12 protein-coding genes are annotated in these 15868 nt (G+C 43.7%); 9 read left to right on the forward strand and 3 right to left on the reverse strand.

All coding sequences use genetic code 11. The features are described from left to right. Positions 1 to 56: 56 nt before the first annotated feature. From ACP7AE_RS02740 to ACP7AE_RS02750, 3 genes are all read left to right on the forward strand, one after another. Entirely contained in the window at positions 57 to 1076 is a 1020-nt protein-coding gene (locus tag ACP7AE_RS02740) for a YbjN domain-containing protein (RefSeq protein ID WP_426241251.1), read from the forward strand. Between the two features lie 137 nt (positions 1077 to 1213). Next, the gene (locus ACP7AE_RS02745; RefSeq protein ID WP_426241252.1) at positions 1214 to 2131 is read left to right on the forward strand and encodes a histone deacetylase family protein; all 918 of its coding nucleotides are present in this window, start codon (positions 1214 to 1216) and stop codon (positions 2129 to 2131) included. A gap of 66 nt (positions 2132 to 2197) precedes the next feature. Continuing rightward, the gene (locus ACP7AE_RS02750) at positions 2198 to 2404 is read left to right on the forward strand and encodes a DUF2905 domain-containing protein (protein WP_200661771.1); all 207 of its coding nucleotides are present in this window, start codon (positions 2198 to 2200) and stop codon (positions 2402 to 2404) included. Positions 2405 to 2434: 30 nt separating this feature from the next. On the opposite strand, the gene ACP7AE_RS02755 is transcribed toward ACP7AE_RS02750, so the two are convergent. Then, positions 2435 to 3223, reverse strand: a complete 789-nt coding sequence (locus ACP7AE_RS02755; protein ID WP_426241253.1) for a TSUP family transporter — start codon at positions 3221 to 3223, stop codon at positions 2435 to 2437. Positions 3224 to 3320: 97 nt separating this feature from the next. Next, entirely contained in the window at positions 3321 to 4706 is a 1386-nt protein-coding gene (gene coaBC, locus ACP7AE_RS02760) for a bifunctional phosphopantothenoylcysteine decarboxylase/phosphopantothenate--cysteine ligase CoaBC (protein ID WP_426241254.1), read from the reverse strand. A gap of 130 nt (positions 4707 to 4836) precedes the next feature. Between coaBC and radC the strand changes: the two genes are divergently transcribed. From radC to ACP7AE_RS02775, 3 genes are all read left to right on the forward strand, one after another. Further along, complete coding sequence (gene radC / locus ACP7AE_RS02765) at positions 4837 to 5520, forward strand: RadC family protein (protein ID WP_426241255.1); 684 nt, start codon at positions 4837 to 4839, stop codon at positions 5518 to 5520. A gap of 362 nt (positions 5521 to 5882) precedes the next feature. Beyond that, positions 5883 to 8828 carry an acyl-CoA dehydrogenase gene (locus tag ACP7AE_RS02770; RefSeq protein WP_426241256.1) on the forward strand — a complete coding sequence of 982 codons (2946 nt, stop codon included), beginning with the start codon at positions 5883 to 5885 and terminating at the stop codon, positions 8826 to 8828. Positions 8829 to 9712: 884 nt separating this feature from the next. Further along, a complete protein-coding gene (locus ACP7AE_RS02775; protein WP_045444003.1) occupies positions 9713 to 11089 on the forward strand; it encodes a dicarboxylate/amino acid:cation symporter in 1377 nt (458 codons plus the stop codon). Between the two features lie 105 nt (positions 11090 to 11194). Here the strand turns inward: ACP7AE_RS02775 and ACP7AE_RS02780 are convergent, their stop codons facing one another. Further along, positions 11195 to 11950, reverse strand: a complete 756-nt coding sequence (locus ACP7AE_RS02780; protein ID WP_045453480.1) for a TSUP family transporter — start codon at positions 11948 to 11950, stop codon at positions 11195 to 11197. Positions 11951 to 12434: 484 nt separating this feature from the next. Here ACP7AE_RS02780 and nhaA point away from each other — a divergent pair, with 484 nt between their 5' ends. From nhaA to ACP7AE_RS02795, 3 genes are all read left to right on the forward strand, one after another. Continuing rightward, positions 12435 to 13637: a Na+/H+ antiporter NhaA gene (gene nhaA, locus ACP7AE_RS02785; protein WP_045444001.1), complete on the forward strand. Its 1203-nt coding sequence runs from the start codon at positions 12435 to 12437 to the stop codon at positions 13635 to 13637. Positions 13638 to 13786: 149 nt separating this feature from the next. Further along, a complete protein-coding gene (locus ACP7AE_RS02790; protein ID WP_426241257.1) occupies positions 13787 to 14371 on the forward strand; it encodes a DUF2799 domain-containing protein in 585 nt (194 codons plus the stop codon). A gap of 92 nt (positions 14372 to 14463) precedes the next feature. After that, the gene (locus tag ACP7AE_RS02795) at positions 14464 to 15825 is read left to right on the forward strand and encodes an oxygenase MpaB family protein (protein WP_426241258.1); all 1362 of its coding nucleotides are present in this window, start codon (positions 14464 to 14466) and stop codon (positions 15823 to 15825) included. Positions 15826 to 15868: the final 43 nt, after the last annotated feature.

Below are 15868 nucleotides of genomic sequence, written 5' to 3' on the forward strand. Positions count from 1 at the left end.
TACGATTTATGATTTAGTTTTTAAATTTCACCTTTTATTAGTTAGCCTACTATCCTATGAGCCAATCTCCTAAACTCAGCTTATGGCAAAGAATTAAACAGCTGCTTAACATATCGGCTGTGCAGGCTGTCATTGATGATATCAAGGCGGCTAAAGACTTAGATTTGGGTTCAGATTTAGACATAACAGAACAGGATAACAATAACTCTCATCCTTCAAAAAATGAGAAAGATAGTATTCAAACTCGTCCTAAAGACAGTGATAATAATGACAATGATCATAATGACAATGATCATAATGACAATGAGAATACGGATGTCAGCGGCTCTAACCCTGACTTAAACCGTAATTCAAATCACAACATAAACCACAGCTTTGATGACCGTTTCGATGACGTCATTTATAACAGCCTTAGTAGCAACATTGATAGTAGGTTAGATAGCAGCACTGATACTGATACTGATACTGATACTGATACTGATGCTTATTTTGATAATGATATCGAAGGTATGACAAAGCAAAATAGTGATGATGACACCCCGATTGTCAATTATCTTAAGCAGTATTTTGACGAGCAACAATGGCACTATAACCATTATCGACCTAGAACGAGTGGCAATAAAAATATTGACAGCCAGCAATCACACCATTTGTCTTTGAGGATGCGTAATAAAAAGCTTGACTGTGGCTATCTGTTTCGTGTGCAAGAAAAAAGCAACTTACTGGCAGTCTACGGTATTTTGCCGTTTTTGATACCCGAAAGCCATCAAAGCGCCGCCATGCTACTGATTACCCAGATCAATTACGACATGCTAATTGGCAATCTTGAGATGGATATCAATGATGGCGAGATACGCTACAAAAACGCCATCGATGTCGAAGCGGTCGGCATGGATGAAAACACCATTGAGCATTTACTACAAAGCGTCATCGCGATGACCACGGTTACTTACGAGATATTTAGTGACTTGGTCAACAATCAAAATCCTGCTACAGAATTGCAAGACTTACTGATGACGCTACATCAACAAGAGGATGCGCGAACTTTTTTCTTACCCACGCAATTTGTTCAATAATCAAATTGGATATCTGCAGCTTTTAAAGTTTCTTATTAGTATCCTATTTTCAAAAGCCTATTTTCAAAATCTTACTTTCAAAGCCATGAAAACCCTTTAGTCTTAAAAACTCTCTCAAATAGAAACCATTTAATATTATGCTAAAAATTGCTTACTCTGACATTTTTCGTTATTCCGTACCCGAAAAGCACCGCTTTCCCATGCAAAAATACACCATGATTCCTGAGCGCTTATTGGCTGAAGGAACTATCAATAATGAGAATTTTTTTGCTCCGAAACGTCTAAGTGAAGAGGAGATTTTAACCACCCATACAGCGGACTATTGGCAGCAGCTTAAGACCCAGACCTTACCACGCAAAGAGGCGCGCGCCATTGGCTTTGAGATGACGCCAGAATTGGTAGAGCGCGGGCGTTATATTGCCCATGCCACTTATGAATGTGCGTTATTCGCCCAGCAATATGGCGTGGCGATGAATGTCGCTGGTGGCACCCATCATGCCTTTGCCAATCATGGTGAGAGATTTTGTGTTTTTAATGATGTTTGTATCGCCAGCAATTTATTATTAAATCGTGGACAGGCGCAAAGAATCTTAATAGTTGATTTAGACGTCCATCAAGGTAACGGCAATGCCAGTATCATGGCGGATGAGCCGCGCGTTTTTGTCTTTAGTATGCATGGCGCGAAAAACTACCCATTTCGCAAACAAGTATCAGACTTAGATATCGAACTGGATAATGATACGGGTGATGTAGAATACTTACAGATATTAGAGGATACGCTGCCGCGCTTAATCAATGAATTTGCGCCAGATATGATCTTTTACCAATCTGCGGTCGATGTACTTGCAACTGATAAATTGGGCAAACTTAGTCTGACGATAGAGGGTTGTAAAGCGCGTGATGAGTTTGTCCTACAACAAGCTAAAGCGGCCAATATTCCCGTGGCTATCGTCATGGGCGGCGGCTATTCAGAAGATATCGAAGATGTGGTCGAAGCGCACTGCAATACATTTCGTTTGGCACAACAGCTGTTTTTTGCAGAATTGATTGAGTAATGTGCAACTGAGAAAAAGGCGCGACAAAATAACGTAAGAAAATTAGAGAGATTAGCGAGAGTGTAGATGGCAAAAATATTGATAGGTATAGGCATTTTGCTGGTTATTATCGGCGTTATTTGGCTGCTGTTTCCAAATGCGTTTTCATGGATAGGCAATATGCCAGGCGATATCAAACACACTTCAGGCAATACCAGAATATATTTTCCAGTCGTCACCATGATTATCATCAGTATCGTTGCCACCATACTGTTAAATTTGTTTAATCGGTAAATTTATTCGATCGGTAAACTTATTCGATCGCTAGATTGATAGCAACGCCGTTATCCCCTGCCAACCCACACGAATACCTAGCACGATGAGAATCAGTAAAATAAGCTGGCGAAAGCGTGCTTGTGGCAAGTAGCGGCGCAAGCGAATACCAACTAACAGCGCGGCGATAGATAGAACACTAAGCAGAGTAATCAGCTGCCACTCACCGTGACTGAGCGCCATGATAGGCTCACGCAAGACAATAATCTGGGCAATTTTACCCAAGAAATAGCACATGTTGCCGACTTTAGCGATGGTATGCTTATCGTCACTTGCGGACAGTAAATACATCATTAATATGGTCGACATGGCATTGGTCGCACCGCCAATAATCCCAGCACTCAGACCAACGATAATCAGCACAGGCTTGGTATTGGGCAGACGAATTTGCTTACCGAGCAAGCTACTGACGACATAAAAGCCAATAACCGCTGCCAATACCAATAATATATAAGCGCTATCGACCCACAGCAACAATTTTGCACCAAGCATACTACCGAGCAGGCTGGTGAGTGCCAACAACCAATAGCGCCTGCCGTAATAGATGAAATTTTGCCAAATAGTACGCCCGCCACCCGCTAGCCAAGTCATGGCATTAAGTAATAATGAGGGAAAAATCACTAGAACGATAGCATGGGGTAACGGATAGATACTGGCAAGCGCGGTGGTGGTTACTAACGTCACACCCAGTCCGCTAATACCATGCAGCAATGATGCTAGCGCAAAGATTGCTATCAGTAATAACGTCTGGGTGCTATCGTTATCCATCATATTCGTCATAGAAACTTACGACCTAATAGCGATATTGACAACAGATATCGACGACAGATATCGACGACAGTAGAAACAGCATAACGAGGCGGTTTCTTATGATTGGTTATGATTGATGACGTTGCCAAATTATTTCGCCAATAATAGTAGCCAACTGCTTGGCTATCTCATCTTTGCTCGCTTTCTCAAGTATCACGCTATCGTGCTCATAACGCTCTGAGAAAAACACTTGCATGGCATTATCATCACTGGCAAAACCAATATCTGCGCGTGAGACGTCATTACAAGCGATTAAATCCAAATCTTTAGATACTAGCTTGCCACGCGCATAGTGCTCGACATCTTGCGTTTCTGCTGCAAAACCAACGACAAACAGCTCAGGATGGGCAAGCGAAATCGTCGCTAGGATATCAGGGTTTTTAACCAAGCTTAGCGTCATGGCATCTTGCGTTTTTTTGATTTTTTGCGGCGCCGCTTCTTCAGTACGATAATCAGCAACTGCGGCGGTAGCAATAAAGATATCAGCAACTTTTACGCTGTCATTGGTGATAATCTCAGCATGTTCATGTTGATGCGCTTCACCGCAATCACAATCGCCATGCTGATGAGCATGGTCGTGGCTGTGTTCATGAGAATGATCGTGAGAATGGTCATGATCTTCTTCAGTCAGATACTGTAGCGCGATATGCGTACCATCGACACATTGCTGCGCTGCTACAAGCATGTCTTTAGCTGACAGGACATCAATGCGCGTGACATTGAGCGGTGTTGGCAGCGCAACTTTGCCACCAGCAATCAAAACAACCTCTGCACCAGCGACCACACAAGCACGCGCTAAGGCAAAGCCCATTTTCCCTGAAGAATGATTGGATAAATAACGCACCGGATCGATGGCTTCTACCGTCGGACCTGCAGTAATCACCACGCGTTTACCTGCCAATAACTGCGGCGTGGTTTGCATGGCATTAAACAGTAGCACTTCGGCTAATAACTCTTCAGGCTCAGGCAAGCGCCCTGCTCCGACATCACCGCACGCCTGCTCGCCGCTGGCTGGTTGGATAATTTGGTAATTCATATCGCGCAGAGTCTGCACATTTAGATTCACTGCTGGATGCGCCCACATTTGCTGGTTCATCGCTGGCGCAATAATGACCGGCGCTGTCGTTGCAAGGCATACGGTGGTCAATAAATCATCTGCCATACCCATCGCAAGCCGTGCCAAAGTATTGGCTGAGGCAGGTGCAATGATAATTAAATCTGCCCATTTAGCAAGCTCGATATGACCCATCCCCGCTTCTGCTTGCTCATCAAGTAATGAGATATGTACCTCATTGCCCGTCAAAGCCTGCAAGGTAAGAGGCGTGATAAACGCTTGTGCGCCCGAGGTCATAATGACGCGCACATCAAAGCCCGCCTTGATGAGTAGACGGGCAAACATAGCAGATTTATAAGCGGCGATACCGCCGGTGATAGCAAGCACAATATTTGACATAAGCATGGCATCAATAAAAAAATGAAAGATAAAAATTGCGCTTATAGTAACAATTATGCGATAAGTTAGGGGAAGTTTTGTAGATTTATCTCAGTTATCTGACACTTATCCCCATTCTCAAGGAGTGACAATGGCAATTAAAGACTGGCATGAAGATGATAGACCGCGTGAAAAACTGCTGAAATTTGGTGCGGCTCATTTATCTGATGCTGAGATATTAGCGATATTTTTGCGCACAGGCACCCAGTCGCAATCGGCCATTGAGCTTGCCCGCCATTTGATAGACCATTTTGGCAGCTTAGCTGAGCTGTTGGCCGCGCCGCAAGAGACGGTACTTGCTTGTCATGGTATTGGTCCTGCAAAATACGCCCAGATACTGGCATCGCTTGAGATGGGCACGCGCTATTTGGACAGTCAACTTAAGACAGGTCACGCCCTTGGACGCTCGCAAATGGTCAAAGACTATATCAGCACCCAGCTGCGCGGTGAGCATCGTGAAGTCTTTGCCGTGCTGTGTCTGGATAATGCGTTAAACCTAATCAATTTTGAGATACTGTTTACCGGCGGCATTTCTTCTTGCTCGGTTTGTATCAAACACGTCTTACGTCATGCGTTGAGCCATGCTGCCAGTCAGCTTATCGTCGCTCATAACCACCCGCATACCAATGCAACCCCTTCAACGGCCGACAACTTATTAACCTACGAGCTAAAGAAAGCCTGCGATTTAATCGATTTATCCTTGGTAGACCACATCATTGTTGGACGCAATGAGACACTATCTTATGCAGAAAGCGGCTTAGCGCCTTTTGGATAATTAATTACGACTGTTGTTTTTGCCTATATGAGAAAATCTTGATACATATAATCGACACAGCGTAGCATTTTGGCTCTTGATAGTTATAAACAACTGTTTCATATTGGTAGTTAACTTTATTTTTGCTGTGGCAGTTCTTGATAGACCTACTATTGATAGATTTATTTGATAGTGGGTTTACCCTTATTAATTTTAAAAACTGCTAGAAAAGAAGTACAAAATAGGCATTTATTTTGTCGTATACATTAACTTATCGCATAACAAATCTGATGGAAAAATAAAATAACAATTAGAATTATTCCATCAGTTTTTATTCATTTAAATTTTACGCTTGTGCATTCAGCGTTATAAAGGAGACAGTCATGGCCATCGGCTTATTTATTTTGGCAGTAATCATTCAGTTAGCCATGGTCTTGGCCATCTTTTTATTATCTTTATCCCGTGTCACCGGTAGTATCGTCGCCCTAGTGACCGTCCTTGTCACCGCCTTTATCAGTCCATGGTCGCTCATCTTAGGCATACCGTTAGCGCTACTATGCTTAGTATTGCTCATCGCGCCGCTGCGCCAATCATTGATTACTAAGCCTGTTTATAAAGCCTTGGGCGGTGCGATGCCAAGCATGAGCGACACTGAACGTGAAGCCCTCGATGCCGGTACCAGCTGGTGGGAAAAAGAGCTATTCATGGGTGCGCCTGACTGGGATACTTTTGCTCAATATCCCTATCCAGAGCTGTCGGCAGAAGAGCAAAGCTTTATTGATAATGAAGTAGAAGTACTTTGCGCCATGCTTGATGAATGGAAGATTCAGCATGAAGACAAAGAGCTGTCGCCTGAAGCGTGGCAATTTATCAAAGCCAATGGCTTTTTGGGTTTAATCATTCCGAAAGAATATGGCGGTTTAGAATTTAGCTCGTATGCTCAAAGTCGGGTGATGAGTAAAATTGCTTCGCGCTCACCAACCGCCGCCGTTACTTGCATGGTGCCAAACTCGCTCGGCCCCGGTGAGCTGCTGATGCATTACGGTACCGATGAGCAAAAACAACGCTGGCTACCAGGTCTTGCCAAAGGCGAGGAAATCCCTTGCTTTGGTTTGACGGGTTCTGAAGCGGGCTCCGATGCTGGTGCGATTCCAGATACAGGGGTGGTTTGTTATGGTGCGCATGAGGGCGAGCAAGTGCTCGGTTTGCGTATGAACTTTTCTAAGCGCTGGATTACCCTTGCACCTATCGCCACGGTCGTGGGGTTAGCATTCAAGATGCACGATCCTGAAGGTTTGCTTGGCAATCCTGATAAGACCGATTACGGTATCACTTGTGCGCTCGTTCCTGCTAGCCATAAAGGGGTTGTTACCGGTCCGCGTCATAATCCAATCGGCTCGCCATTTATGAATGGTACAGTCGATGGTAAAGACGTCTTTATCCCGCTAGATTATATTATCGGCGGCGTTGAAAATGCCGGTCGCGGTTGGCGTATGCTGATGGAATGCTTGGGCGTTGGACGCGGTATCTCCTTGCCAGCGCTATCGACCTCTGCCAGTGAAGTCACCTATTTGACCGTTGGCGCATTTGCGAAAGTACGTGAGCAATTTAAAATATCTGTCGGTAAATTTGAAGGCGTGCAAGATGCCACCAGTCGCATGGCCAGTAACACTTATATGCTCGAGGCCTTTCGTCATCTAGTCACCTGTGGCTTGAACCAAGGTGGTACGCCATCGGTGATGACGGCAATGGCAAAATACTATGCCACCGAAACCATGCGTATGGTGGTCAATGATGGCATGGATGTGGTTGGCGGTCGTGCGGTGCAGATGGGACCACGTAACTTTTTAGCGATTCCCTATCAAGCCATTCCCGTCTCTATCACTGTTGAAGGGGCGAATATCTTAACGCGCTCATTGATGATTTTTGGTCAAGGGGCAATGCGTTGTCATCCTTATCTATTTGATGAGCTGCAATTATTGCAAAGTGATGATAAAGAAGGTGCGCTCAAGCAGTTTGATAATTTATTCTTTAAACATTTAGGCTATACCTTTAATCGCGGTGCCAAGGCCTTTGTCGCAGGTTATGTCGGTGGCAGCAATCATGCGCCAAGTTTTGCCGATGGCTTTACTCGTCCTTATTATAAAGACATCAACCGTTTAAGCGCAGGCTTTGCCCTAACCGCCGATATGTCTTTAGGCTTATTAGCCGGCGATTTAAAACGTAAAGAGATGCTCTCTGGGCGCTTAGCCGATATCCATTCGCATCTATTTATCTGTACAGCGATTTTACAATTTTATGAATATGGCTCTAAATCTAAAGCCGAACGTTTACATGCAGAAGTGGCCCTAAAAAATAGCCTTTATACCATTCAAGAAGCGTTCTTGTCTTTATTTGCCAACTTCCCAAATCGTATGGCGGCAAGCTTAGTCAGCTTTGTCACTTTCCCAAGTGGGCGTATCTTTGCGCCGGTCAGCGATGAGCTAAAACGCCAATTGGGCGATACCTTTATGGATGATTTTGAAGCCAATCCATTCCGCGATTATCTTAAAACCATGGTGTATTACAATACTGAGCCTGATGATGTCACCGGACGCATGGAACACGCTTATCAAACGCTGCTTGACGTTGAACCTTTATGGCAGAAATTTAAAAAGGCTGAGCATAAAGATAGCTTTGAAGGTCTTACCTTTGAAGATCATGTGGTCTATGCCAGCCAAAATGGTGACATTACCGAAGAAGAGGCTGAAGTCCTTATTCAATATAACGCCATCCGCTTTGATTCGTTATTGACCGATGTCTTCGATAAGCATTTATCTAAAGCGCAAGAACGCACCAATCCGCACAGTTTAGAGAATGCAGTTTATAAGCTAACGGATTATGCGCAATTGAAAAATGACGCGCAAGCCAGAAATGGTATTGCGACAAATATGACAGCTGAAAATGATGTAGACTCTAATGATTTGGCTACGCCCGTCAGTACAGACAAACCCACTGGCGATGCCAACCCCAATCATGGTTATGAGAGTGACGGTGATGTAGAAATGGTCAAAGAGCAAGATACCATTGAGGAGGTACGTGCACAGACCGACTTTGATGAGTCTGAGCCTGAGGTGGAAGCACTAGATCATCGCCACCGTGATGCAGAGTCACACTTAAGTGAACGCATGAGTAACAACCATCGTCTGAATCAACATAATGCTGACGACCTAGAGCCTTCTGAAATATCTGAAGATGCAGAAAATGTGAAGGATGATATAGACAAACCTGCCGCTACTGATCCTAAATGGCAGGATGGTCTACGCCGTGATGAAAGTGACAAAGTCTAAAGTCAAAAGCTTTGATAATTCTCGAAATGACAAGCTTTGAAACAATAGGCTTTGAAATAACAAGGCACAAAAGAATCAGGCTTAAAATATTTAAAAAACAATAGATGTTAAGGCTGCTATAGTCGATTCAATTTAAAAGTAGTACAAGGCAACCGAGTGTAGATGTATATTTAATACTTCAAGCGAGGTTAACGCAGTAATACTTTTATAGTGGAATGACTATAGAAGCCTTGCACGATACATTCTGATCATTCACTTAGAAAAGACTGCCCAATTTGAGCAGTCTTTTTTTAGTTATAAATCGCCGTTTTTAACCATTAAGGCATGTTTGATGATTCAACCATGGCACTGACAGAGACTGTTTTTTAGGCAGCTCAACATTAAAAATAGTCAGTTTAGTTATTCTAAGCGTCTACTTTTAACAATGAAATGGCAAAAAACAGCCCTGTCTCCCTCTATTAAGATTGGAAATAATACTAAATTCTCCCAGCTCCATATAAAAAATATGTTATAAAACTAATTAAGGCATGAGCATTACCGTTGTTTTACGCCTTGTCTGAAACAGTTTTGGCGATCAGCAGTATCTATTTTTGAATGTTCAACACGCCTTAATATTGGTCAATATGCCTTGTCATTTACCTACTTTACTCGCGAAAAATTCGGCGCAGACAACTTAACTATTGATTTATATTACCTTAGTCATAAAAAAACGTTGCAGTATCCTTAACAATTATTTTATATTGTGCCCCGAAAACGTGACACTAAGTGGAAGTTGAAAGAATTTAATAGACGTAGCAAGAGCGGTGATAATAATGGCAACAATCACATTGATGTGAGCAGCCTATCTATTCGCTACTGGGGCACGTACACAAAGGATATAAGTTATGTGGAAAAATATGGGACTGACCGGCAAGATTATTGTCGCTATGGTACTCGGTATCATACTGGGATTGTTTATAAACTATTCAGGACTGAACGCTGAAGGCGGTTTCATTCATACGTACATTACCAATGGCTTCCTCGCCATTGTCGGCAAGCTATTTGTCAACTCACTCAAAATGCTAGTCGTGCCTTTGGTGCTGATCTCACTGATTTGCGGTGTTTGCGGTATTGGGGATATTCGTTTGCTTGGTCGCATCGGCACCAAGACATTTCTTATTTATATGATGACAACAGCTCTGGCTATCGCAACAGCGATTGGGCTTGGCGTGCTATTTGGTATCGGTAAAGGCATGAATATCGAAACCGAAGCGGCATTTGAAGCAGCATCAGCACCGCCACTGCTTGATGTGTTCTCTAATATTATCCCATCAAACCCCATCAGCGCGATGGCAAATGGTGATATGTTATCGATTATTTTCTTTGCTATTTTGATCGGTGTTAGTATCTTGATGGTGGGTAAACCTGCCAAAGGCTTAGTGCAGAGCTTAGAATTAATCAATGAAGTCATCTTAAAAATGGTGACCATCATTATGAATCTTGCACCTTATGGTGTATTTGCGCTATTGACCAAAGCAATGGCAGAGCTGGGTTTAGACTTGATTTGGTCACTGCTGGGTTATGTGGCGGTATTGGTCGGCTCATTGGCATTCCATTTCTTTGTCACTATGATGATTGTACTCAAAGTCTCTTCAGGCTTATCCATCAAAACCTTTTTGGCAAAAATGCGTGAAGTTCAGATTTTTGCTTTTAGTACGTCAAGCTCGAACGCGACGATTCCTATTACCTTGCGTACGGTCACCAAGCGCATGGGCGTTAATAACTCAGTTGCTTCGTTTACGGTGCCTTTTGGTGCGACCATCAACATGGATGGTACCGCCATCATGCAAGGTACTGCGACCATCTTCATTGCCAATATCTATGGTATTGACTTGGGCGTGACTGAGTATCTAACTGTCATTCTAATGTCCGTTTTGGCTTCCGTCGGTACTGCTGGTGTACCGGGTGTTGGTCTGATTATGCTATCAATGGTATTTGCCCAAGTCGGTCTACCTATCGAAGGCATCGGTCTTATCTTAGGCGTGGATCGTATCCTCGATATGTTACGTACCGCAGTGAACGTCGGTGGCGATGCTGCTGTGACGGCTATTGTGGCAAAATCAGAAGGCAAAATGGATTTGGCTATTTATAACGATCCTAACGCTGGGGCAAAAGACGTGTTTGATGGTCACATTGATGAAGACAATGAGCGTGAATTCTCTGAAGTCTTTAGTGATGGGATCATGGGCAGTGAGTACGATGATATCGATCGTCGCCGCTAGGCATTGAATAGATTTTGATAATTTATTCACGATACATAAAAAACCTCAGTCATATTGGCTGAGGTTTTTTTGCTTTACTAAACACATTTACTTAATGAAAAGCAATCAACCAAAAACGTATTTGGTTACCATCGCCAAGCATACCACTACAATCATTGGACGAATCAGCTTACTACCGCCCTTGACCACCATATGAGAGCCAAAATACGCGCCTATCGTTTGTCCTACCATCATGGCAAGCCCTACTTTCCACAAGACATTACCGCCCAAAATAAAGAATATTAACGAACCAATATTGGTCGATAAATTCAATACCTTTGCTGCCCCTGTCGCTTCGATAATTTGCCGACCACGCAACGCCACGTTGCCGAGCGCAAAAAACATCCCTGTGCCTGGTCCAATATAGCCATCATAAAAACCAATTAATGGTGCAACCACTTTTTGCCATTTGCCTTCTGAGATACGCGGCGCAGCTTCTACTTCGCCAAGTCGAGGCGCAAACAAGGTATAAATCCCGATAGCCGCAATCAAAAACGGAATCAGTGTCTCAAGCAGATCCGGCGGCGACATCTGTACAGCGATAGTGCCGAGAACAGAACCGATAAAAGCGCCAACGATAGCTACTTTGATACGTTGCGGTTTGACCACCCCTTTTCTAATCATCGTAATAGAGGCTGCTAGCGCACCTGAAGCAGCTTGTAGCTTATTGGTACCGAGCGTTAGCACTGGTGGGATATTGGCAAGTAACATGGCGGGGATGGTCAATAAACCGCCACCACCAGCGATAGCATCAATAAAGCCTGCCAACGCTGCCACAGCGGTAAGCATTAATATAACCTCTAACGAAAGCGATAAGTCCATGACGCTGACCTGTAAATTTTATGATGGAAAATGAGGAAGTTCTAAAAACTGGCTTTAAGAACTGGAAATAAGATATTAGTAGCAATGTTGCTATCAAATTTGCTATTCAGTAGCTGATAGTACTGCTGATATGTATTAAAGCTGTGACAGAACATCACAAAATGCCAATCATTATAAAGATAAAACGCTAAAAAAAGCCAAAAACGTAAAAAAGTCTGCTAGATTTGTCTAACGGCCTAATAAGTATCTAAAATAAACAGCGATTGATTAAAAGTATGTAACGACTGATCACGCTTTTGTCTGCTCTATCGACTTTATAGTATCGCTATTATTAATGTGACAGGCGGTACTTATAACTTTTGGTTGTCTATATCAATAAGAGTATGAGAAACTGTTGCTGTCTATCATGTCTTTATGAGTCGTGTCATAGATATTTGAGGTTATTGGATTAATTTGTAATTCGTGTTTAGCAAATGAGGATGATATGGCAATACGCAGGATTAAAGCATTTTTTGAATTTGAGGCAGCGGGCGGTATCGTCCTAGCATTGGCTGCCATTGCTGCAATGATTATTGCCAACTCCCCTCTCAATGTGTGGTATGAGGGCTTTATTCACGCACCCGTTGCCATTCAAATCGGTGAGTTCGCTATCGCTAAAGACGCTCATCACTGGATTAATGACGGTTTGATGGCGATTTTCTTTTTCTTAGTGGGACTTGAGCTAAAGCGTGAAGTGTTGATCGGTGAGCTGTCTAACGTTAAGCAAATCATCTTGCCAGCTGGTGCGGCACTCGGTGGCATGATAATGCCAGCGATTGTCTATCTACTCTTTAACTATAACGAGCCTGAGTTTTGGAAAGGATGGGCAATTCCAGCCGCGACCGATATTGCTTTTGCCCTAGGTATTTTGAGCTTATTAGGCAACCGCGTTCCCAACTCTTTAAAAGTATTTTTAGTATCAATTGCTATTTTTGATGATATTGGCGCCATTTTAATCATCGCTTTATTCTATACCAGTGATTTGTCATTAGAGTCATTGGCAGTGGCAGGTCTATGTCTACCCTTCTTATATCTTCTTAATCGTCGCAACGTCACTAGCATCACGCCTTATCTGCTGATCGGTGTGATCATGTGGATTGCGGTACTCAAATCTGGCATCCATGCCACCTTGGCTGGCGTGGTCTTAGCACTATTTATTCCTATGTTTGACCGTACTGATCCTGAGCACTCACCGCTAGAAGAGCTAGAGCACGATTTACATAACACCGTTGCCTTCGGTATCTTGCCATTATTCGCATTTGCCAACTCAGGCATATCTCTCAAAGGTGCAGGCTTCGCTGAGCTGTTCCATTCAGTACCGCTTGGTATTGCGGCCGGTCTATTCATCGGTAAGCAACTGGGCGTGATGATCATGTGCTGGTTAATCTTTAAGCTTGGTATCTCAACCATGCCAAGAGGCATGAATTATAAGCAGATTTACGGTGCAGCCTTACTCTGTGGTGTTGGTTTTACCATGAGTCTGTTCATTGGCGGTCTGGCATTTGCTGGTGAAACAGCCTTATTTGATGAGCGCTTAGGTATTATTATGGGCTCAATCGTCTCTGGTATCGCAGGTTATCTCATGCTCAAAGTCAGCTTGAAAGACAATGTAAGCGGCACCTCAGTCGATCTGACTCGCCCTCATTAATAAGAAGATAAGCTACTTAAAGGCGATTTAGCTTATCAGTGGCTTATTATTTTATAGTTCACGTACTTTGGCAGCCGAGCATGGTTCATTAAAAGTATTTTGCATTAACTATATCAGCACTTGCATCAATAGCCATAGAAGAGATAATCATGCGACAGTTTGTACCGCGGCCTTCGTTAAGCTTAGCGCTCCTTGGTAGCATTGTTTTACTATCAAGCTGTGCCACGCTCTCTAAGCAGGAGTGCCTTGTTGGTGACTGGCAGGCTATTGGCTACAACGATGGCGTGGCAGGTTACCCATCAGACCGCCTTGCATCACATGCCAAAGCCTGTGCCAAGGCCAGTGTTGCCCCCAACTATCTGGCATGGGAGCGCGGTCGCCAGCTGGGGCTTAAGCAATACTGCACGACCAGTAATGCTTACAATGTCGGTCGGCGCGGACGTCAGCTCAATAATGTCTGCCCCTTAACCTTGGCGAATACACTACAAACTGCTAATCAAAAAGGCTTAGACTATTACGCATTAGAAAGTCAGTTAGACAAAGACAAGCGCCTCATAGAAACCTACCAAGAAGAATTTGATAAGCTAGAAAGTGGGGCGATGTTAAACTTTGCTAATGAAAAAGAAGCACGCGCGCGCCTACTGTCATTAGCCGACGAGCTGCGTAAAGCCAAGCGCCGTATGAACACCACGCAAAGACAATTAGAAGCTCTAAACCAGTCAAATAGCTATTAATACTATTGGCCTTGTGAAATAATCTAATAGGAAAATATTTGGTAAGAAAGCATTTGGTAAGAAGGCATTTGGTAAAGAGGCATTTAATAAATATGGATTCAATCAACATAACTGATAAACAGACGGCTGATACTTTGAATCACCAACAATCCTCAATAAAACCTTATCAGCGTCACGGACGGACGACCGCGATTGATGACCATAGCGACTTGCAAGTCTTAAAGCGCATCAAGCGTTATTTATTGCCAAAAGACTTCGTTATCTCGCAAGATTTATTAAATGAAATAGTCGCAGGCTACGATATTGGCGATTCACTGGCAGATACATTGGCCGCTGACGGCATTCGTTTTGCAAAGCCCCTACAGCAATTTATTATCAGCGATAGCAGTAAATTCGATGCTAATCTCACAAATAACCCTGCATTTAATGCCTTAACCGAGCAATTTAGCAGTCATCCTACTTGGTTCGATCCCAAGCTTGCCCAAATCGGTGCGGTTGCCTATCGACGCTATCCTCTGATGCTGATTTGGCTACTACGTAATGTTGCCCTGATGGCAGGCTACAGCATTCCTGCCCTCTCCCTGCCGCTCATTCAGACAGGCGCATTGATGCACGATGCCCTGCCGCGCCTGATGCGTACTTACGCTTATATCCTAGCCGTCTCTGAACATCCCCCATTACATAAGCCGAATACAAACGCCCATAATCAACGTCAGTCTATCGAGCAAGTATTGGCGATTGGCTCAGAAGGTTGGCGGCAATCAATCAAAGTGCGGCAAATTCATACCTTAGTACGGCAAAACTTGCTCAAAGGTAAAGGCAATGCTGCTAAAGGCGTCATACCAGATGCCGACCAACATCACAACTCAGATGGCAGCTGGAATACTGATTATTGGGGTCTTCCTATCAATCAAACCGATATGATTGCTACTCATTTGCAGTTTTCATTGTTGATTATGCGCGGGTTACGGCTGCTTGGCGCACGCATCAGCACTGAAGAAGCGGCAGGTATTCTGCATCTATGGAATCTTGCCAGTTATTGGATGGGGGTTGACTTAGATCGCCTGCCAAAAGATGAAACCGCCTGTTGGGAATGGCTTTATACCTATTTGTCAATTCAGCAACTTGATTTTAAAATGGGGCAACCATTAGCCAAGGCTCTGCATGATTTGCCACGTCAGCTGATGGGCGAAGACAATCGACGGGGGCGTTTTGTTGAGATGGTCAATGCTAGCGTGACCCGTACTTTGGTCGGCGATGATATCGGCGACGGGCTGGATTTGCCAAAATCAAAAATCCGCTTTGGTGTCTTATCGTCAGTGCCGATTCTCTTTGCGCTCGATACGGCACGTCAGCACAATCAAAGTGTGGCTGAAAAACTAGAAGCCTTCCGCGCCAAACGCCAAGATAATATGAACTGGTGGCTGAAGAAAAATGACGAATATTATAAGTAGGGGATTATAAATAAAGCATAGTAGATAAAAAAATGAATAAGGA

The sequence above is a fragment of the Psychrobacter sp. TWP2-1-2 genome, assembly GCF_049896785.1.
GTDB lineage: Bacteria > Pseudomonadota > Gammaproteobacteria > Pseudomonadales > Moraxellaceae > Psychrobacter.